The 20,352-nt window shown below is 39.9% G+C and carries 18 protein-coding genes and 1 pseudogene; 9 read left to right on the top strand and 10 right to left on the bottom strand.

All coding sequences use genetic code 11. From position 1 onward, the window contains the following. Nucleotides 1-253 precede the first annotated feature (253 nt). Entirely contained in the window at nt 254-1,360 is a 1,107-nt protein-coding gene (locus PL9214_RS14130) for a HEAT repeat domain-containing protein (protein WP_072719431.1), read from the top strand. A gap of 124 nt (nt 1,361-1,484) precedes the next feature. On the opposite strand, the gene PL9214_RS14125 is transcribed toward PL9214_RS14130, so the two are convergent. The 3 genes from PL9214_RS14125 to petC form a co-directional block, all read right to left on the bottom strand. Continuing rightward, nucleotides 1,485-2,330, bottom strand: a complete 846-nt coding sequence (locus PL9214_RS14125; protein ID WP_072719430.1) for an alpha/beta fold hydrolase — start codon at nt 2,328-2,330, stop codon at nt 1,485-1,487. A 178-nt stretch (nt 2,331-2,508) separates the two neighbouring features. Then, on the bottom strand, nt 2,509-3,492 hold the full coding sequence (gene petA / locus PL9214_RS14120) for a cytochrome f (RefSeq protein ID WP_072719429.1): 984 nt from the start codon (nt 3,490-3,492) through the stop codon (nt 2,509-2,511). A gap of 102 nt (nt 3,493-3,594) precedes the next feature. Further along, on the bottom strand, nt 3,595-4,137 hold the full coding sequence (petC, locus tag PL9214_RS14115) for a cytochrome b6-f complex iron-sulfur subunit (RefSeq protein WP_072719428.1): 543 nt from the start codon (nt 4,135-4,137) through the stop codon (nt 3,595-3,597). A gap of 393 nt (nt 4,138-4,530) precedes the next feature. On the opposite strand from petC, the gene PL9214_RS14110 reads away from it, so the two are divergent. After that, nucleotides 4,531-5,346 carry an ABC transporter permease gene (locus PL9214_RS14110; RefSeq protein WP_245824248.1) on the top strand — a complete coding sequence of 272 codons (816 nt, stop codon included), beginning with the start codon at nt 4,531-4,533 and terminating at the stop codon, nt 5,344-5,346. Between the two features lie 443 nt (nt 5,347-5,789). On the opposite strand, the gene PL9214_RS14105 is transcribed toward PL9214_RS14110, so the two are convergent. The 3 genes from PL9214_RS14105 to PL9214_RS14095 all read right to left on the bottom strand — a co-directional run bounded on the left by PL9214_RS14105 (nt 5,790) and on the right by PL9214_RS14095 (nt 7,663). Beyond that, entirely contained in the window at nt 5,790-5,987 is a 198-nt protein-coding gene (locus PL9214_RS14105; protein WP_072719426.1) for a hypothetical protein, read from the bottom strand. Between the two features lie 293 nt (nt 5,988-6,280). Then, nucleotides 6,281-6,700 carry a tetratricopeptide repeat protein gene (locus PL9214_RS14100; protein WP_072719425.1) on the bottom strand — a complete coding sequence of 140 codons (420 nt, stop codon included), beginning with the start codon at nt 6,698-6,700 and terminating at the stop codon, nt 6,281-6,283. Between the two features lie 606 nt (nt 6,701-7,306). Then, entirely contained in the window at nt 7,307-7,663 is a 357-nt protein-coding gene (locus PL9214_RS14095; RefSeq protein ID WP_072719424.1) for a HesB/IscA family protein, read from the bottom strand. Between the two features lie 464 nt (nt 7,664-8,127). Here PL9214_RS14095 and PL9214_RS31270 point away from each other — a divergent pair, with 464 nt between their 5' ends. Both PL9214_RS31270 and PL9214_RS14090 read left to right on the top strand, forming a co-directional pair. After that, on the top strand, nt 8,128-8,283 hold the full coding sequence (locus PL9214_RS31270) for a hypothetical protein (protein WP_186440364.1): 156 nt from the start codon (nt 8,128-8,130) through the stop codon (nt 8,281-8,283). A gap of 164 nt (nt 8,284-8,447) precedes the next feature. After that, the gene (locus PL9214_RS14090; RefSeq protein WP_072719423.1) at nt 8,448-10,091 is read left to right on the top strand and encodes a DUF6930 domain-containing protein; all 1,644 of its coding nucleotides are present in this window, start codon (nt 8,448-8,450) and stop codon (nt 10,089-10,091) included. Nucleotides 10,092-10,177: 86 nt separating this feature from the next. Here the strand turns inward: PL9214_RS14090 and PL9214_RS14085 are convergent, their stop codons facing one another. Continuing rightward, the gene (locus PL9214_RS14085) at nt 10,178-11,140 is read right to left on the bottom strand and encodes an aldo/keto reductase (RefSeq protein ID WP_072719422.1); all 963 of its coding nucleotides are present in this window, start codon (nt 11,138-11,140) and stop codon (nt 10,178-10,180) included. A 67-nt stretch (nt 11,141-11,207) separates the two neighbouring features. On the opposite strand from PL9214_RS14085, the gene PL9214_RS14080 reads away from it, so the two are divergent. From PL9214_RS14080 to PL9214_RS14070, 3 genes are all read left to right on the top strand, one after another. Continuing rightward, nucleotides 11,208-11,792 carry a DUF1802 family protein gene (locus PL9214_RS14080; RefSeq protein WP_072719421.1) on the top strand — a complete coding sequence of 195 codons (585 nt, stop codon included), beginning with the start codon at nt 11,208-11,210 and terminating at the stop codon, nt 11,790-11,792. Between the two features lie 648 nt (nt 11,793-12,440). Next, on the top strand, nt 12,441-13,508 hold the full coding sequence (locus tag PL9214_RS14075; RefSeq protein WP_072719420.1) for a GUN4 domain-containing protein: 1,068 nt from the start codon (nt 12,441-12,443) through the stop codon (nt 13,506-13,508). 119 nt (nt 13,509-13,627) lie between these two features. Further along, nucleotides 13,628-15,247 carry a YcjF family protein gene (locus PL9214_RS14070; protein ID WP_072719419.1) on the top strand — a complete coding sequence of 540 codons (1,620 nt, stop codon included), beginning with the start codon at nt 13,628-13,630 and terminating at the stop codon, nt 15,245-15,247. 85 nt (nt 15,248-15,332) lie between these two features. On the opposite strand, the gene PL9214_RS14065 is transcribed toward PL9214_RS14070, so the two are convergent. Together PL9214_RS14065 and PL9214_RS14060 are read right to left on the bottom strand one after the other, a co-directional pair. After that, a complete protein-coding gene (locus tag PL9214_RS14065; RefSeq protein ID WP_072719418.1) occupies nt 15,333-16,439 on the bottom strand; it encodes a M23 family metallopeptidase in 1,107 nt (368 codons plus the stop codon). A gap of 25 nt (nt 16,440-16,464) precedes the next feature. Next, on the bottom strand, nt 16,465-17,112 hold the full coding sequence (locus PL9214_RS14060) for a hypothetical protein (RefSeq protein ID WP_072719417.1): 648 nt from the start codon (nt 17,110-17,112) through the stop codon (nt 16,465-16,467). Between the two features lie 172 nt (nt 17,113-17,284). Between PL9214_RS14060 and PL9214_RS14055 the strand changes: the two genes are divergently transcribed. Then, entirely contained in the window at nt 17,285-18,028 is a 744-nt protein-coding gene (locus PL9214_RS14055) for an endonuclease/exonuclease/phosphatase family protein (protein ID WP_083580016.1), read from the top strand. A gap of 18 nt (nt 18,029-18,046) precedes the next feature. Here the strand turns inward: PL9214_RS14055 and PL9214_RS14050 are convergent. Continuing rightward, nucleotides 18,047-19,514, bottom strand: a pseudogene (locus tag PL9214_RS14050) (BCD family MFS transporter). A gap of 229 nt (nt 19,515-19,743) precedes the next feature. Here PL9214_RS14050 and PL9214_RS14045 point away from each other — a divergent pair. Then, nucleotides 19,744-20,349, top strand: coding sequence for an alpha/beta fold hydrolase (locus PL9214_RS14045; RefSeq protein WP_072719415.1), 606 nt, complete (start codon nt 19,744-19,746; stop codon nt 20,347-20,349). Nucleotides 20,350-20,352 lie beyond the last annotated feature (3 nt).

The raw sequence follows: 20,352 nt of genomic DNA, 5'->3' as shown, positions 1-20,352 counted from the left end.
AACAGTCAACCCTCAACCCTCCCTAGTTCTACCTTAAAATCTAAGGAAAAAAGTGATTTTTTGGAAGATAATAACTAGGAGCAAAACTCTTGCAACAACAGGACATCTTTACTATTCACCCTAAAATTGTTTCTGACACCATTCTGATGATCTAGGTTTTGACCTTCCTCAGAGTGTCAACTTATCTCAACCTCTGTTAACTTTGTTTTACCTGATATCCACTAAGCGTCGATCACAAACTCAATTGAGTCTCATGGCTCCTTTTTATCGCCTGACCTTATTTGTATTCGCTTGTATTGCCTACTGTGGTGGAACGTTCTGCTTCAGTGGGAGTGCGGTTGCGAAGGTTGAGAACGAAACCCAACATCTCACAGACACAAACAGCCATCTCTTTACCCGACCCCTCACGGCTGGGTCAGATTTAGAGCGTTCTGCTTTATCCTGGCAAATTGCCCAAAGCAACCCTGAAAAACCACCAGCCAAAAAGCCTCAAAAACAGCCCCCTAAAAAATCATCTTTCCGCTTCCCCTCACGGATGTTAATCCTAGGGGTAGGAGCTTTAGTGATTACGGTCGGAGCCATTTTAATCTTAATTCGGCTGATCAGTCCTCCTAATGAGGATGAAGGTACAGTGGTGGATATTGAGGCGCAAACGGTTCCAGAAAATCTCCCTGAACCCCCAAAAATACCATCTCCCCCACCATCGGTACAGGTTAAAGCCATTACCCAGGGACAGATGCAAGTTTCTCCCACCGTTCTCCAACGGTCACAGCCTCCGGCTCCTGTAGAACAGAATGGTTATCGAGACGCGACATTACAGGTTTCTACCCCCGATACCCCATCCGATCAACCGACGACCTCTGAAAACCCCCTAGGAGCGAATATCCCTGTAACGGATACGGTCAATCTTCACCCACCCTCCTATGGACTGAGGCTTGATCCCCAGGAACGATGGATTAATGATTTAAAACAGACCAGTCCTGATATTAGAAGTAATGCAATTTGGGAACTGGCACAAGCAGGAGATTCGAGAGCCATTCAACCGTTATTAGAGTTATTAATCTATTCTGATTCTAATCAACGCAGTTTAGTTTTAGCTGCCCTCTCAGAAATTGGAACTCGCACGTTAAAACCCCTGAGCCGCGCCTTAAGTTTGTCTCTCCAAGATGAAAATGCCGAAGTTAGAAAAAATGCTATTCGAGATTTAACCCGAATTTATGATTTAGCAACACAAATGAATCAAATCTTACAGCGAGCTATGGATGATCCTGATCCTGAAGTTAAAGAACTAGCTAAATGGGCAACCAATCGATTAAGCCGCCTCCGTTCTGTTTCGACCCACGATGAACCTCCGAATTGAAGGTAAGGCGGTAGAACAGGGAATTTCAAGCTAGTTTTTTCTGAAAAAAATTATATAGCAATACGCATTACAGTTAGGACACTTTTAAATCCTATTCCCTGTTGCCTGTTCCCTGTTCTCTTCTCTAAACCACCGTTTTCCGCAAAAATAAGATTAAAGCTTCACTGATTTCTTGAGGCCAATGTTCTTGGGGATAATGTCCGGCTTTTTCTAATGTCACAATTTCAGCCCCAGAAATTCCGTTTGCAAAGGTTTTAACATCGGTAAACTCTAACCAAGGATCGATTAATCCCCAAATAATTTGAGTTGGATGATGCCAATTTTTAAACCCAGATTCAATTTCAGTTAGGGCATCTTTTAACCGTAAATTTTTTAAGGTTGCTAAGAGCGATCGCCCCGCAGCAGATGCTTTTAAAAAGGGACTCCTATAAACTTCTAAAACTTTATCCTCAATCACATATTTACTGCCACCTTCCAAAGTACGATCCACTAATAACGGATCTTGAGTCATCATATCTCCCACAAACGGTAACGCCATTTGTTGTAATTTCCAGGGAAGTTTAGCAGAAGTTGAAATCGGAGTATTGAGAATAATTAATTTTTCAATTTGTTCAGGATGACGGAGCGCATATTGTAATCCCATTGAACCTAAAAAGCCTTGCACAACTAAAGAAAATTTTTCTACTTTTAATTGTTTTAAAAATTCCTCTAACCCTTGAATAAAGGCATCAGGAGTATAAGCAAAATCTCGTTTATCCGGTTTTCCTGAATATCCCGATCCAATCCAGTCCGGTGCGATCGCTTTATATCCTTGTTTTTCTAATTCATCCATCACCACCAACCAACTATAACTCTGAGAAACTAATCCATGCAAAAACACCACAGGAATTTTATCAGTATTTTCCGGATTTGTTTCCCGATAAAACCACTCTAAAGATCCAACTTTAATCTCATTTTTAGTAATTGACATGATAGTTTTAAACCCTAAATTAAATTAAATTACCTATTGCCTATTCGTAATTCGTAATTCGTAATTCGTAATTCGTAATTCCCTATTCCCTGTTCCCTGTTCCCTTCCCCAAAACAGCTGTAGAGACGCTGGATTCAACGTCTCTACACAGGTTGAAATCATGAAAATGAATCAAAATTTAGAAGTTCATTTCAGCCGCTTGAACTTTCTCAATCTGTTTCTTCTTCATCACCAGCATTACTTGAGCTAACATCACCAAGGCGATAAAAGCAATTAACCCAGTAACACGAGTGGAACTTTGCAGAACGATTTCGGTATCATGTTGACCAAAGCCACCGACGTTGGGGTTATTGGTTAAAGCATCACCGGCGGCAACAGTTTGGCCTTCAGACACTATCACAGAAGGGCCAGGAGGAATTTCATCCACAACGGTTTGACCGTCCGCCGTTTGAATCGTCACCTGGGAACCCGCTCCCTCTTCGGTGGTCACTTGGGTAACGGTTCCAGCAACGGAAGCTTTATAAAGCGTATTATTGCTAGAATTTCCAGCCGGATAGACTTGACCGCGACCCCGGTTTCCTCCGACATGAATCGCAAATTTACCATAGTGAACAGATTTATCCGTTGCTGGGTCAGGAGACAACACCGGGAAGATAATTTCCTGATGTTCTTCCCCAGGTAACGGCCCCACAATGACCACATTTTCTTGATCTTCGCGATAGGGTTGGAAATAAAGATCCCCAATTTCCTCTTTCCATTCTTCAGGAATGCGATCTTCAGGAGCAATCTTAAAGCCTTCGGGCAGCATTAACACCGCACCGACGTTTAAACCTCCTTTGCTACCATCTCCAAGCACTTGCTGAACATTGGTATCGTAAGGAACTTTAACAACCGCTTTAAAAACAGTATCCGGTAAAACAGAATGGGGGACTTCAATTTCTGTCGGCTTGGACGCTAAATGGCAGTTCGCACAAACAATTCGTCCCGTCGGTTCACGGGGGGTCAGGGGTGCTGTTTCTTGCGCCCAAAAGGGATAAGCCGCAGCAGACTGGGGTAGAGCAAAATCACCCCCAAAGAAGAAAGCGACGGCAGCAACAGCAACCCACACTAACTTCCACAGCCTAGAACGGCGTACAGTTAGGCATTGATCAATTTGTCGCATAAAAGATTGTTCTATCTCTCTCAAAGTCAACCTACTGTTTCATATTTAGATTTAGATTCCAGATTTTAGAAACCCAAGCCCAAATCTAAAGCCTAAAATTTATTAAGACCACCAGGGATTTTCACCCGTGCGGAAGTCGGTTTCTGTCCAAGGAGTAAAGTTCAATTTGTCGTCATCCGTAACGGTGGCGTGAACCAATGCTAAGGATAACGGTGCTGGCCCACGAACAACTTTACCTGTGTCGTTATATTGAGAGCCGTGACAGGGACACATAAATTTATTTTCGCTGGCGTTCCAAGGCACCACACAACCTAAGTGGGTACAAACCGCATTGATTCCATAGTCCGCTAAGGAGGAATCCTTTTCAACCACCATGTAGGTTGGATCGCCTTTCAAGCCTTGGGCTAAAACGCGATCACCGGGTTTATGGGTGGATAAAAATTCACTGACGATAACATCGTTACCCAGAGCATCTTTAGCCGTAACGCCACCACCTGCGGCACCACTAGCGGGAGGTAGAAAATATTTGACCACCGGATACAGTGCACCGACAGCAACGCCTGTGACTGAACCGAAGGTTAGTAAGTTCATGAATTGACGACGCCCCATGCTTGGAGCATCCGAGGTTCCTGAAATTTGAGTCATCTCAACCTTACTGGAGAACGGAAACCGCGATTTTAACTCGCGGAGGAAGTATTATTTGCAGTTTTTCAACTGCGTCCCCTTTTTCAGGGGTAGATCGAAAGAGATACGGAGATCAATCACAAAAAGGATTGCATCTGATTGACTGGAAAACCTGACTCACTCCGCTTGACAACGGCAAGCCCGATCTTCGTTCACTAAGCATTATCACATTATTTGTACCGCTCAACGAAACTTAAGTTAATGATTTCCCCTCCCTCTGCTTCTGCTTTTCTCACCCTGCTTCCCTGGCTCTGTTTTTGGTAATCTAATGTCAAACACAACATCTTAAAGTTAATGAGTGTTACATCTTTTCGCCCTTTGAGGGGGTTTCAGGTTCCTTCTGTGTCAACGGCTATGACTTTTTGTGGATTAGTCCTGACCGTTTTATTTTTATTAATCGCAGTATTATCCCCGTTATTTTCAACTTGGGGATGGATACAAAGTCCTACAGAATTTCTGTCTAATCCTATCCATCAACCGCCTTCTCCGCAACATTGGTTTGGAACCAGTCGCTTAGGATATGATGTCTTTTCTCGGACGTTATTTGGAACTCAAGTGGCTTGGCAAGTGGTGTTATTAGCAACGCTTTTGAGTGTGGGAATTGGGGTTCCTTTGGGAATGGTGAGTGGATATTTAGGAGGAAAAATAGATCGGGTTTTATTATTTTTAATGGATACGATTTATACGTTACCTGGATTATTACTTTCCATTACTTTAGCATTTGTTGTTGGCAAAGGGGTTTTGAATGCAGCGCTGGCTTTAAGTGTCGCTTATGTGCCTCAATATTATCGAGTGGTTCGTAATCATACGACTTCGGTTAAAACCGAGTTATTTATTGAAGCCGCCCAAGCATTAGGGGCTAATACTTGGACAATTTTAACTCGTTATTTATTTTTAAATGTAATCCAAAGTGTTCCGGTATTATTTACATTGAATGCGGCGGATGCAATTTTAACATTAGGCGGATTAGGATTTTTAGGGTTAGGTTTACCGGATGAAGTTCCCGAATGGGGTCATGATTTAAGAATCGCCTTAGAAGCGTTACCCACTGGAATTTGGTGGACAACCTTATTTCCGGGTTTGGCGTTAACAATTATGGTCGTTGGTTTATCTCTATTAGGAGAAGGATTAAATGATTTTCTTAATCCTCGTCTTCGCAATCAACGTTAACCAAATCAGAACATTTCCCTTCTTCATCATTCCCTAAAAAAATAGCTGTCTTCGATTAAGTGGGACAGCTTTGAAAATTAATATTAAATCCTTAAATGTTTGCTACGCATCTAGTCGCTGTAGAGACGTGCCATGGCGCGTCTCTACAAAGGTTTATAGCACTACGCATTACGGTTAGGACATTTATGAATTCTCAAACCCTTTCACTTCTTACTGTTCCCTGTTCCCTGTTTCCTGTTCCCTTGCGCGTAGCGCTATAGGATAATAATCTGTAGCATCGATTTCAGGATTTAATATAAGAATTTCTACTTTTTAAATTTTGATTAAAACACTGTTTTTTACCCTAAAATTATCTCCCGCTAACCCTAGTGGGTATAGCGGGAGTCAAGAACGCTGTAATTTAGATAGGGTTTTTATTCTAAGCTCACATAAGATGGCTTGAATCACGATTCTACGGTTTCCTCCGAAACTTCTGTATCTAAGTTATCAGGATCAACGTAATAACAAACGGTATCATCAACGCAGATCAAGGCCCAGCCCGATTCATCAATAGTTTTCAATTTATAGGCTCCTTGTTTAACAAAAAAGCCTTTGTGATTACGGGTTTCGGGTTTGACAAAAACTTGGCTATCCATAGTCATCTCATCTCCTTAATTTAACTATCAAGTTTTTTGTGAACGGTTGATTATGATTGTTAATGACTGAAGTTACCAAATACTATCACTGTTTTTTGCTTTTGTTTATGAATTTATGTAATTTTTTGTTACATTTTCTCAATACTTCCTAAGAGTTCCTGGATTTTTAGCCCTTTTCAGTCATTAACAGCCATTTTCCCCCAATTCACCGCAACCGAAATTTCTCAAATATTGCCTGAGTTTCTGTGCATAATTACCTAGATTATTTCATCAGATGCACAAAAATAGGTAAAAGTTCCTTAACCTCCAAACAACCATTGTTTAACTTTTATTAAGGATTTCCAATTTGGTTTGCGAGTTAATCCATCTTCAAAATTTTTAGTGATTTCCTGCTGCCAATCCGTATCGACTAATACCAGTTGACTCGCAAGTTCAACGTGGGAACGCACCCCCGTTTTCCCTAACTCCAACATCGCCGTCGCTAAATTCACTCTGGCTTGAGGATCATGGGGATTGAGTTTAACGGCTGATTTTGCCGCGTTATAAGCTAATTTGGGTTTATCTGCTAACAAATATAACCACGCTAAACTTGTCCAAGCATTACTATTTTTAGGAGCCTGATTACAAATTTCTTTAAACACCGGAATCAATGTTTCTGGGTCTTCACCCGCTTGATACCGTTCAAAACCTTCCTTAAATAATTCTTCTGGAGTTGTCATCGAAAATTTTGGGTAGAAACCCCGTCCTAGAAGGACGGCTTTACGTTAATTTGAACTAGGATTAGAATAATTAAAGCCACGATGACCTTAATTGACGGGTGAGATTCCCAGTGGTGGGACGCTCTAGTTAAAGGGCGTTTAACCGAAATGGTTGAACCGGTGTTGACACTCTAGTTCTAGCCCCCACAAGCAGAAACGATTAAGCGAGTGAGTGAAAAACGACTTAAAAGTAGGCTCAGACCCTTCGGGGCGAGAGAGTAGAGGCAATTGGCATCGCCTGTCGCACGACACTAGAACACGCCTAAGAAGGGTTTTGGGAGTTGTGGTTCGAGCAATGACCATCGGGTTATCTCCTTCTAAAGAATCCTCGCACTTATAGGGCGAGGTGTGTCAAGAGTCGTTGTACATTCAAAATATAGCGATAGGTTAAACCGGTTGATTTCTGCCGGATTCATGACCTATCGCTAATTGCCAATCTTTAATTATAATCTAAAACGCGAAAGCAATCTATAAAAATTTTGATGACTCAGACAGAAACTGGGTTTCTGAATCAGAAAGGTTGATGCTCATCAAACAACAACTGCTAGAAACCCGGTTTCTTAACTCTTAGGTCGCAAAGGATTTACCACAACCACAGGTTTGAGTGGCTTGAGGATTTGTAAACTGGAACCCACCCCCAATCAAAGCATCTGTATAATCGAGGACTAGGCCGTAAATGTAGAGTAAGCTTTTGCGATCGCAAACCACCTGAAACCCTTCATAATCAAAGACTTCATCATCCTCTCGAATGGTGCTAGGGTCAGCAAAATCCATTAAATATGACATTCCAGAACAACCGCCTTGGCGGACTCCCACGCGCAGACAAAGATCTTTTCCTTGCTTTTCGCGCAGAAATTGAACTTGCTTAATCGCTGATTCCGTCATCTGAACCCCTTGCGTTGGGGTTTGAGTCGCTTGTGTCATGGGTTGGCCTGACTCCTTTTGTAAAGTTTTAACTGATCAAAAAATAATGGTGTTTTGATCCGGCTTCTGTATTCCTGATATTTTATCGCAGACCACCGTTGCCGGGTAATGGATCTCTAATTAGGGATAAATCGGTTTGGAGACTTTCCCTCATTAGTTGTGCTGAATTCTCGAATCGTTATTATAGTAAATATCACTTATAAAAATCTTCTATATGTCTGAAGCCCTGCTAGATAGCCGATTAAAAAGAAAAATTAATAAGCTTTTAGACAACTTTACTGTAAAAAACGTTAATGCCATTATTGAGTTTATTCAAAAAAATGATAGTATTATCCCATTGCTTTAACAAAGTATTTCAAAAATAGGAAACCTCTCCGATTCCGAACCCGCCGCCCATACAATAAGACGGTAGGGATATTAACTCTACCATCTACCCTAAATTTTTAAGACAGGCGCAAATTTCGATGATTCAAGGTCAAGCCAACATTGAACTTGAGGCGTTACAAGGATATTATATACAAGTGGATGAAAAGTCTCCGATTCAGTTACCTGACATGAACCGAGATTTTTCCCATCCCTACTATTGGTCAGGGTTTACAATCGTTGGGAGTCCTTGGTAAGGGTGTGGTGTAAGATTTTGGCTCTCCTGGCCTAAAGTGACGGAGTTTTCAGGAATTTTTCTTATAAGATGGAGAAAGCATTGCATTACAATATGGCAGGTTCAGCCATTGGTTGTGCGGCATCATCATAACTGGTGAAACTACCCAACAAGAAGATTAATTTGATGGCACGTCTCAATCACTCAACCCTTCGTCGGCTTCAAAATTTACCCCAAATTCCCAGTGTGTGGGAAGGGGATCGACGTCCCATGGCGACGGATACGAATCCTAGTATTGATGCAGACTCCGAAGCACCGGGCGAATGTATTATTTGGGTGGACGGTTCTCAGGGGATGGTGCGAGCAATGGATATGGTTCCAACGGATATGGGGCCAGAAGCAATTGTGCGGACGTTATTACGAGCAATGGAACATCCCCAAAGTCCCGCACCTGTCGCTCGTCCTCAAAAAATAGTCGTTAAAGATCGCGAAATTCAATTTTTCCTGCGGGGTGTTCTGCAAGATTTAGAAATTGTGATTGAATATGTCCCGGATTTACCTCTAATTGATGAAATTTTTCGGGGGTTGCAAGAAGTGGCGGAAAGTCGCCCCCCTCAACTCCCTCTGCAATATGCGGAAATTGTTACAGAAAAAGCTTATCAGATTTGGAAAGATGCGCCTTGGGAACGCTTAGGAGAACATCAAATTATTTCCATTGAATTGAATCTCTTTGGAATTGATACCTTATATATCTCTACCTTGGGTAAACTGGGGATGGATTATGGGGTATTAATGTATCGTTCTTTGGACTCGTTAAAACGGTTTCGAGAGCGAGTTGTGAAAAATAAATCCTATGATAATTTAGAAGAAGCTTTTTTAACTCAAGATTGTTTATTTGTCACCTTTGATCGAGAAGATGATTTGGATGAAGACGAAGATGAAGATGATTTTATTAACCTCGCCAGCTTACCTTTATCGGAAATTCAACCGAATTTTGGTAATCTTCATCCCTTAGAAGGATTACGTTCAATTTTGTATGATGAAGAAGCGGCTGTTGTTTTAGTGGCATTAGAAGCACTACATCGATTTTTACGCGATAATACTCAAAAATTAGTTCGATATCAATTCCCCAGTCTTAACCGTCGGTATCGGATTCCGATTAATTTACCCGATGGGGAGAAAAAACAGGTATCGGTGAAGGTGGAAACCTTACCTGATATTGCCGATGAATTAGCTGCAATGACCTCTGATGACGAATCAGAAGAAGAAGAACTAGAGGTAGAAGTTCCTCGGTTACGCGATGATTTAGTTCCTCCTAAATCGTTCTTAAGTTTAGGTGTTGTTCCTTGGGAAACTGCCAAATATTTACGAAGTAATACCCAATTTCATCAAGCCGCCGAGGGGGAAATTCCTGAAATTGGAGATGGTTTACCAGTGGTTGTTATTCAAACCTCTAAACCCAAAGCAGAACTGTTGATTCGCAGTTTACAAGAAGCGGGAGGACTCGAAGGTATTTGTTTTAATCCGGGTGAAGACCCCATGGCGGGACGCAATTATGATTTAGGAATTTTGAAAACCGAAGATGGAGATTTACATTTATTTGGAGAGTTTATCGAAGATGATCCCGTTCATCAAGAAGCGCGCAAAAAATGGGAACAACGGTGTAAAAAAACCAAAGGTTGGTGTGGTTTAATTATTGCGATGGGATTAACCGGAGCTTCACGGGGTCAACCTCAATTTAAAGATATGATGGCATTGTTAGAAGTTCGTTCTATTCCTTCTCAAGAGTTAGGTTTAGGGCCATTACAATTAATTCCAGCCCCGTTTTAAAAATATCTCCCAAACCCCCCTAAAAAAGGGGGGAATTGATGGATTAAGAGTTAGGAAAATCAATATTTTCCTATTAATTCCTGTTTCTAAAAATCCCACATCACCGGATTATCATCTAAATGATCTGTAACAGTCCGCCCAATTTTGTCGATTTTTGCTAAATCTTCGGGGGTGATTTTAATAGTACCAGCATGAGTATTTTGTTCAGCTTGTTCTGCATTTCTAAACCCGACAATTGCATGAGTTTGGGGTTGGGAAATTAACCAAGCGATCGCTAATTGCCCTAATGTACATTGATAACGTTCTGCAATGGGTCGCAATTGTTCTAAGGCATTTTGTACCCGTTGATAATGGTCTTTATTCGCAAATAATTTATTTTTAGATCGATGATCTCCTTCCGCAAATTGATGATTGGGGCCGAATTTTCCCGTTAATAATCCTTGAGCTAGGGGAGAATAAGCTAAAATTGAAATCTTCTGTTCAATACAATAAGACATGGCATCTTGTTCGACCTTTCGCCAGAATAAAGAATAGGGTGGCTGTAAACTTTCAATTCTTCCATATTGGCTGGCTTCTTCCAATTGTGTTCGGGAAAAATTAGAAACCCCAATCCCTCGAATTTTTCCTTGTTCTTTTAAGTGATTTAAGGCTTTCATTGTTTCTTCAATCGGGACTATTTCTGAATTGAAAGAGCCTGATGGCCAGTGTATTTGATATAAATCAATATAATCGGTATTCAGATTTTTTAAAGATTGTTCACAAGCTGCAATCACTTGATCATATTTCAAATGATTAGCAAATACTTTACTTGCATAAACGACTTGATCTCGGACATCAGATAAAGCTTGGGCTACAATTTGTTCCGAGTGCCCTTCTCCATAGACTTCTGCTGTATCAATGGTTGTAATTCCCGCCTCAAAACCAGCACGAATTGCTTTAATGGTTTCTGCATCTTCAATTCCTACCCACATTCGTTTTCCGGCTTGCCAAGTTCCGATTAAAAGGGGAGTAATTAGAATATCAGATTGACCTAGAGTTCGTTTTTCCATATTGAGTTTCCTAGTTTCAGGTTATTATTATATATAATATAATAGAAAATCAGCATCTATAATTATAATGATGAAAACTGTAACAAATCATGCTCTTAAAGAATGGAATATTACCATTCAAGCCTTAGAACAAGGTGAAACAATTATGTTATTGAGAAAAGGAGGAATTCGGGAACACAACGGGAAATTCAAGGTTGATCAGAACAAAATTCTGCTCTATCCCACCTTTGAACATCAAAAACCCACTTTATTAAAACCTGAATATGCTCATCTTGTAAAATCTGTTTCTTCGGGTTGGCATCCTGAAACCGTTAAAATTAGTAGTTTTGCAGAAATTACTCATATTTTATCATGGAATAATTCTCAAGATGAGTCTTTGATTCATTCATTAATCAAGTTTCATATTTGGAATGAAACCTTTGTGCGCGATCGCATCCAATTTAAACCTCAACAGCCTCTTTATATTCTATTATTGAGAACCTATAAACTTTCTCAAGTTCATGAAATTCCTTATCATCCTAGTTATGGCGGATGTCGTTCTTGGATTGATTTACAGCAACCGATTTCATTAGACAATAAAGTTCCTGTTTTAACTCAAAAAGACTACGACCAAAAAGTATCAATGATTGCTCAAATTCTTCAAGCTTCGTAGTGAGGGCTTTAGCCCTAAATCCAGATTAATAAGGTTTTAAAGACATAATTTCTGAAAAACATTAAAGATTCATATTCAATCGATAGAATTCCCCAATCAAACCCTCTGTATAAAAACATACCGCAAATAAAAAACTCTGATCAAAAATCAGATTTGGGTTGAGGATAATCCTCATGGTTATTTCAGATTATTCATACTGTTGAAGAATAAGAATCAAAGGATCAATCTTTGTAATTTTAACAACTTTTAATCGTGAAATTGATGAGTTTATATAGCTATAAAACCGTTTATTTTCGAGGATATGATGCTAGAATTGACTCCTAGCAGGGTCAGTTTTTCAAGGCTATCTTGATTGCAGAACTGCTACTCATTGGGTGTAAGGAGGTGAGACAATTCAGGAAATCAAACCTAAGACAGCCAAATAAGTGTAAGAAAACGATTTTTAAACCAATCTCATCTAAAACTATCAGATCAGGAAATCAGACTGTAAATTTTTGGAAGCATTATCTCTTTTAGATTTGAGCTTCTACAAAATTTAGGTTTTGTAATTTCCCCAAAATTTCATCGGTTTATTATCCTTTTTTTGAATTTCAGTTGTTTGGCTTTTATTCCTGACGGTAATGGATATCGCATCTACCCCCGTTTAACATGAAAAATTCTCGATCGCCTTCCAGAACCGATACCTGGGTTGGAAAAGTAATAGATCAATTTCCTACTTTTATTATCGGATTTTTTACTGGATCACTGATCACGGTTTATGGAACTTTGACTCAGATTGATTTATTAAGCCATCTGAATGCTGATCCTAATATCCTGAATTTCTATCAACAATTATTGGGGTTATCTAATGATATATCAGAACAAAACAAACAATATAGAGGATATATTGAAAAGCTTAATATTAGTGTAAATCCCAATACATTAATCATTCATGTTTTGCCAAATTCTATTTGTGAATCTGCTATTTCTGAAGGAGATCGTGTACAAGTTTTACCTCCTGTTGAGGTGATTGGTCAACAAAATTCTGCTCAAGATACAGAATTTAATTTATTTAAACAGCGAATCAATCAAATTATTAGTGATGGGTTTGGGTCTATTGAAGTTGTCACTCCTGAAAATCAATTAGCACAAATTGAAATTAATCTACTCAATGAAGAACAAAATTGTGTGAGGAAACCTAAATATATTCAAGAGTTAGAAAAACTCCTAGAGCAGAAAAAGTGGAAAGCCGCCGATCAAAAAACAAATCAGGTTTTACTGAAAATTACGAATCGAGAAAGTGTTGGTTATTTGGATGAAGATGCTATTCAAAAAATGTCTTGTTCCTATTTAAGAACGATTGATCAGTTATGGAAAAAATACTCAGGAGGGTTATTTGGATTTAGTGTTCAAAAGCGAATTTTCGTGGAAACCGAAAATCAATTAAAGGAGGATGCTTTAAACCGATATGATCCCAATGCTTATATTCATTTTACGGATTTAGTTCGATGGATTGAATCGGGAAAAAATGGCAAGGAGAAATGGAAAAATTATAATGAATTAACTTTTTCTTTAGAAGCACCAGAAGGCCATCTTCCTCGTCTAAATCAACTTGAGAAAGGAATGAAAATGGAATCCAATTATCAGCTTTTTTCTCCCAATGCGCTTCCCTTGTCTTCTCAAGAAATTAAAGCAAGAACTTTATTTTTTGCACGAGTTGATACTTGTAAACTTTAGATTAATCTCAGAATGTGAGGAGGTAGGGGAACTTAGGGGGGATGAATTTATCTCCTGAGTTAGTTACTATAGAAAGGCATCTATAAAATTAGTTCATTTGAGGTTAAAGTGATCGCAGTATGCCTATTTCTCGCTATTTACTGTTAATTTTTGGGATTTGCTTGATTTTAGGGTTAATGATTTGGCTGATTAGTTCCCTATCGGCTCTTTATACTCAGGTAATTTGGTCAGCGAATCCGATTTTAGCCAATTTGCTGCTCTTATTATTAATTGTATTATTAGGATTGGCTATTTTTGCCTTTTTTTATTATACTCGATTATTCCAAAAATCAGGAAAATCTACCAAAAAACGGCGACCTTTAAAAATTCCTTTAGATAAAACCGAAGCGGCGGAAGAATCTCTTAAATCGTTAAGACAACAGGTGACTCAAATTCAAGATGAAGTTGCCAAACAAGCGTTATTAAGTCGTTCTCAAGATATCGCTTCCGAATTAGCGAAAGGGAATATTCAAGTGGTCGTATTTGGAACAGGTTCGGCGGGAAAAACTTCTTTAGTGAATGCTTTAATGGGTCGAATGGTGGGAAAAGTTAACGCACCCATGGGAACCACAGAAGTTGGAGAAACCTATCATTTACAATTAGAAGAAATTGAACGGGAAATTTTAATTACAGATACCCCTGGAATTTTAGAAGCGGGAATGGGGGGTTCTGAACGAGGAACATTAGCACGTTCGTTAGCAACGGATGCTAATTTATTAATCTTTGTTGTGGATAATGATTTAAGACAATCAGAATATCATTCCTTACAAGCATTAGTTGAAATTGGCAAGCGATCGCTGATTCTTTTAAATAAAACTGATTTATATCCTGAAAGCGATAAAACCCTGATTTTAGCTAAACTTCGAGAGCGAGTCAAGACGTTTTTAGATCCCAGTGATGTTATTGCTGTAGCTGCAAATCCGCAATCAATTCAATTAGAAACGGAAGAAATGATACAACCAGAACCAGATATTATGCCCTTAATTCGACGAATGGCAATGATTTTAAGAGCAGAAGGAGAAGAATTAATTGCTGATAATATTTTACTACAATCTCAGCGATTAGGAGAAGAAGCACGACGATTAATTGATAGCCAAAGAAAACGGGAAGCTGAAAAAATTGTGGAGCGATTTCAATGGATTGGTGCAGGAGTCATTGCTGTAACGCCTTTACCTGTAATTGATTTAATTGCAACAGCAGCAGTCAATACCCAAATGGTGATAGAAATTGGTAAAATATATGGCTGTGAATTAAATATAGATCGGGGTCGAGAATTAGCATTATCTTTAGCCAAAACTTTAGGCAGTTTAGGAGTGGTGAAAGGAGTGATTCAGTTAGTCTCAACGGCGTTACAATTAAATATTGCAACCTTGGTAGTCGGACGTGCTATTCAAGCGGTGAGTGCCGCTTATTTAACGCGGATTGCTGGTAAAAGTTTTATTGAATATTTCCGTCATGATCAAGATTGGGGAGATGGAGGAATGACCGAAGTAGTACAACGACAATTTCAGTTAACTCGCCGGGATGAATTTGTAAAACAATTTGTTCAAGATGCCTTTGCTAAAATTATTGAACCCCTGAATTTAACGCCAGAAGCAGAAGAGGAAGAATTGGAGATGGAAGTGAATCCAGAACCTTTATTAAAGCGTTATATAGAAGATTGGGATGAGGGAAATACGGTTGATCGTCCTGATTGGTAATCCGCCGAAAATTCTCGATAATAGTCGATTTGCAGATCCCCCTAAATCCGCCTTTCCCAAGTTCAAATTCATAATTCGTAATTCCCTATTCCAATTGCAGTTGTCGTTGAACTTTAACTAAAGTGCGATCGCCTCTGATTAATTGATATTCAGCCTTCCAAGTTCCGGGGGTTAAAGGGGATTGAGGATTATTTTTTTTCCCCACATAACCAATCCAAGTTTTACTCGATTCATTCACAAAACTTTCATTATTAACAACTTTTATTCCCTGGGAATCATAAAGATTAAAAATCATTTTATCTCCTGTTAATACCCCATAAACCTGTACCCAAAATAACAATGCTGGACTATCTTGGGGTAAAATAGTTTCGTTAAATTTACCCTGCCATAATTCATCCATTGTCGGAGGTTGGGTCGAAAATCCAGCCCGAATTAACCCCGTTGGAATATAAGCTAAAGATTGTTCCCAAATGGGGTTACGACTGACGTTACATCCCGCCGTTGCTCCTGGCCCCACAAAGGGATCAATCACTTCCCCGTTATAACGAATGGTGAGATGAACATGGGGAAAGGATGCTAACCCAGAAGCGCCAACTGATCCTAAAATTGTCCCTTTCTCAACGGTATCCCCCGGTTTAACCCGCAGGCTTCCCTGTCGCAAATGACAATATTGAGTTTCCCACCCCGCACCATTGGGCACAGAGCGATGGTCAATAACAACCCCATTGCCACATTCTGTGCCTTCTACGGCGGTTTTATCCGCTTCCTGTGCAATGCGTTTGTCAACCACCCCATCCCGGACTCGTAACACCGTCCCCGCCGCCGACGCCACCACCGGAACCCCTCTGGCCATGGCTTGTTCGTCTGGTATGGCAAAATCCGTGCCTTGATGACCATCATAGGTTTGCCGTCCACAGCCAAAATCAACGGCATTGGGACTAGGATCTCGATCTGGGTATAACAAAATAAAGCAATCTTCACCCAGTTGGCAATCAATGGGTTGACCAAAACGGGGGGTTTGAGGCGTTTGGGTAATCAGTTGTTGGGTCATCCCTTCCGCCAGGGTCTGAGCGTGTTGCAGAGAAGACTCAGCCGTTTGTGTGACATTCGGACTCCAACAACTGACTAAGACCATTAACCCCAAAGTCAGGAAGAATGCGACCCCGTATTTTTTAGCGTTTGATATCCTCATTAATTTCTAGGATTGAATTTATAATTTACCGGAAAAGAATATCCGATTGTAAGGTTAAATTCAGGTCTTCACTGGGACGAACCACCACAACATCAACTTTCCGACGTCCAACGAATACTCCGGTAATGGCACCGAGTCCCGCACCGCCTAACACTTCTTCAGTAGCGATCGCATTATCCCCCACAACGGCACTAATCGCCGTCGCTGCGGCTGCTCCAATAGCTGCTCCCCCTAGAATAGACCGGGCTGAAGCTCCTTTGCGAATGGTTTCAGTGCGAGTCACAACTTGAGAATTAGCATCTAAACGGAACCTTTGGCTGGCACTAATAATAACTTCATTAGCCACAAATTGAGATCCCCCGGAAGCGGGTTTTAATTGTCCGACAATTTCAGCACCTGCGGGAATCCAGACCCGTCCTTGGCTGGTCACAACATTTTGTGCTACCGTCATCGTTAAAGGAACGGTTTCATTCGGCATCACCACAATTTTTTCAGCTTCTGGATACTCTACTGAAATTACAGTTCCTGCTAAGATTCTATCCCGTTGTAAGGTATTGGGAAAGGATTGAGCCGTGGCTGGAATTCCGGGCAGTAAAGGTATAGCCACCGCCGTTGTTAAACCGAATGCTAGGAAAATTGACAATCCTGAACGCGAAAATTGAGAACTGAACATAAACACAACATCCTTATTTGTTCTTGAGATTTGGATTCATCCTTATATAACCTAAAGTCGATAGAATTGCTGTATTGTTCCTTTTGGAATCCTGTTTGACCCGAAAAACTACGGTTGTCAAGATTTATACTTGCCTTTTATCGTTAATTATATTTTCAAATAGGATTGCTATATGATGACCCAAAGACTCAGGATCGTTACTTGGAATTTGGAGCATCCAAAACCAAAAAGCTGGAAAAAGACACCAGCAGTATTAGATCAAATTCAAACTATAAATGCTGATGTTTGGATCTTGACGGAAACCAATAATCTTGCTGTTGATTTATCAAAACAGGGCTACTTCAAGTTCTCATCAATTGAATATCAAGATAAAAGATTGGAGCAAAATGCTTACACCACAATCTGGTCAAGAATACAGGCTCCTACTGAAATGCTCACAACATTTGATCCCATTCTAGCTGTCTGTATCAAAGTCAATTTACAAGGTTACAACCTGTTAATTTATGGGACAATTATTACCTGGCACGGTGATCGCGGAATAGATGGAAAATCAAAAAACTGGGAAGAACATTACCGATCAATTGAACAACATGGAAATGATTGGGAGCATCTGGTGAAAACCAACTCTGATTGCAAACTCATAACTGTCGGAGATTTCAATCAAGCCAGAGATGGTTCACGTTGGTATGGAACTCAAAAAGGAATTACTTTATTAACGCAGGAGCTAAAACGTAACAATCTCGTTTGTTTAACTGATGAAGTTAAGCCCAAAGAACGACATAATATTGACCACATCTGTGTCAGTTATGAATTGCAACCCTATTGCCAAGTTGGCTTTTGGGAAAATATTTCCGATAGCAATGTAACCATGAGCGATCATAACGGCGTTTTTGTTGATGTGGAATTGCAAGCATAACGTAAGTAAACAACATTACTAATCTAATTCCTGTTCTAATACATTAGCGATCGCTCGTTTTGTATTTTCGCTAAATTCTCGCACATTTACCCGATTTAATAAGATAATTGCCAGCATCATTCCGATGGCTTGAACTGTAAAAACCGTTCCATAAGCTAAAACAGGAACCTGAAAGATCGCCCGTCCTAAATCTAAAACCGCACCCCCTAAAACCGTTGCTAATCCTCGCGNAAACAGGAACCTGAAAGATCGCCCGTCCTAAATCTAAAACCGCACCCCCTAAAACCGTTGCTAATCCTCGCGCCATTGCTTGAGCTAAACCCCAAGCTCCAATAAAAGTTCCGGCTGTTTCAGCTAAGGTTAAATCTAACATTAAATTAATCGCTCCCGCCGTTAGAATTCCTGAACATAAACCAAAGCCTAATAATGACCCTTTTAAAAAGACAGGGTTAGCGGTAAACCCTGCTATAATGAAGAATATTAAACAAATTGAAACTCCGACACAACCAATTTTAACTGTATTTTTTTTACCGAGACGAGGAACCATTAAAAATCCCGTTGAAGCAATGCCTATTAAGGTTCCTGTTCCAAAAAACGCATTTAATTTTGTAGTTTCAGACACACACATTCCAAAAACTTCACCCCCATAGGGCTCTAAAACCGCATCCTGCATAAATAAGCTAATCGTCATCACCAACAAAAAGGTAAAAAATAATCCCGTTTGGGGACTAGCGGTTAAAATTTTGAGGGCGCGATTTAAAGTAATTTGATCTTCACGTTCCACAACAGTAGAGCGAAATTGGTAACGAGAAAACCGACGTTCAATACCGATGGTTGCAATCACGGATAATCCGATCACCATTAACGGTACAATGATAAATAACGGAGTAACAGAGGCTTGTAATTCAGGTAAATTTGTGGTTGTTGCTATGGGGTTCTCGGTCAAAATCGCAGCCCCACACAGTTCAGGACGATGAAGAATTTTAGAACTGATAATGGCTCCAATGACAATTCCCACCATTAACATTGACCAAACAATACTAATTAATTTAGAGCGATTATCTTCATCGGAAACATCAAATAAAAGGGCAGTAAAGGGAGTGGAACTCGCACTTAATGCTAAACCATATCCGGCAAAAATAAACGCTAATAAACCAGCCCATAAATAAGCGATTCCATTAAATCCATTGGCTTGAATACTAGCCCCTAATTGCCAAACCACTTGTATCGCTAAAAATGAAGCACTGGTAAATAAAATTAACCCAATCCATACATAGCTACTGCGATGATATCCCCATAACGGTTTGGTATCGGACATCTGACCAAACCACACCCTAGCAGGAGCAACAAATTGGTGCATTGCGATCGCCCCTGCTGCAATTAACGCCGGAACTTTTAACTCATCAATCATAATTCGGTTAATCACACCCAGGGTTAGTAAAGACATAATTCCTAACCCCATTTGATACAAACCTAACCGAAACATGGTAAATAGAGGAATGGGGGGCAAGGGTTTACCCTCTAGGGGATTAGAGGTTGAGGATTGCTCTGAGGAATCACCGATTTTCATGGGTCGTGAGTTAAGACAGCAAGAAGGAAAAACAACTCATTTTTAACAATTTTATTAAAATTTAGGCTGAGTTGCATTTTCTGATTATAATAGAAGAGCTACTGAATTTCAAGTTAAACCAAATTCAAACTATTTGTGATAAAAAATGACTAAAGTTTTATCAAATTTTATCCAAATTAAAGAAGCAAAAATTCATTTCTTAGAAGTAGGAAACTCTCAAAATCCATCGGTTTTATTCCTTCATGGAGCCAGCTTTAAAGCGAAGACTTGGCAAGAGATTGGAACCCTAGAATTGATGGGTCAAAACCAATATCATGCTATTGCTGTGGATCTCCCTGGATATGGCAAATCTCAATCCTTTAGCGGAAATCGAGTTGAGCTTTTATTAGAGCTCATTGATCATCTGAACTTATCAGGGTGCGTGTTAGTCTCTCCTTCGATGAGTGGGAATTATAGCTTACCCTTTATCGCTCAACATTCAGACCGCTTAGGAGGATTTGTCGCTGTTGCTCCCGTGGGTATCCCTCAGATGGTAGAACATTTGCAAAGAATTTCACTGCCAACCTTAGCCATCTGGGGAAGTAATGATAGAATTGTTCCATTGGATCACGCAAAGTTACTTCAACAATTCATGCCCAATGTACAAATTGTAATTTTAGAACAAGCCGGTCATGCTTGTTACATGAAAGCAACTCCTAAGTTTCATGAACATCTCATGGAATTTGTGAACCGTATAAACTCTCATTCATAACAT

The sequence above is a fragment of the Planktothrix tepida PCC 9214 genome (assembly GCF_900009145.1).
GTDB classification, from domain to species: domain Bacteria; phylum Cyanobacteriota; class Cyanobacteriia; order Cyanobacteriales; family Microcoleaceae; genus Planktothrix; species Planktothrix tepida.
Note: the sequence above shows the minus strand (reverse complement) of the source record. Positions and strands in the feature narration are given on the sequence as shown.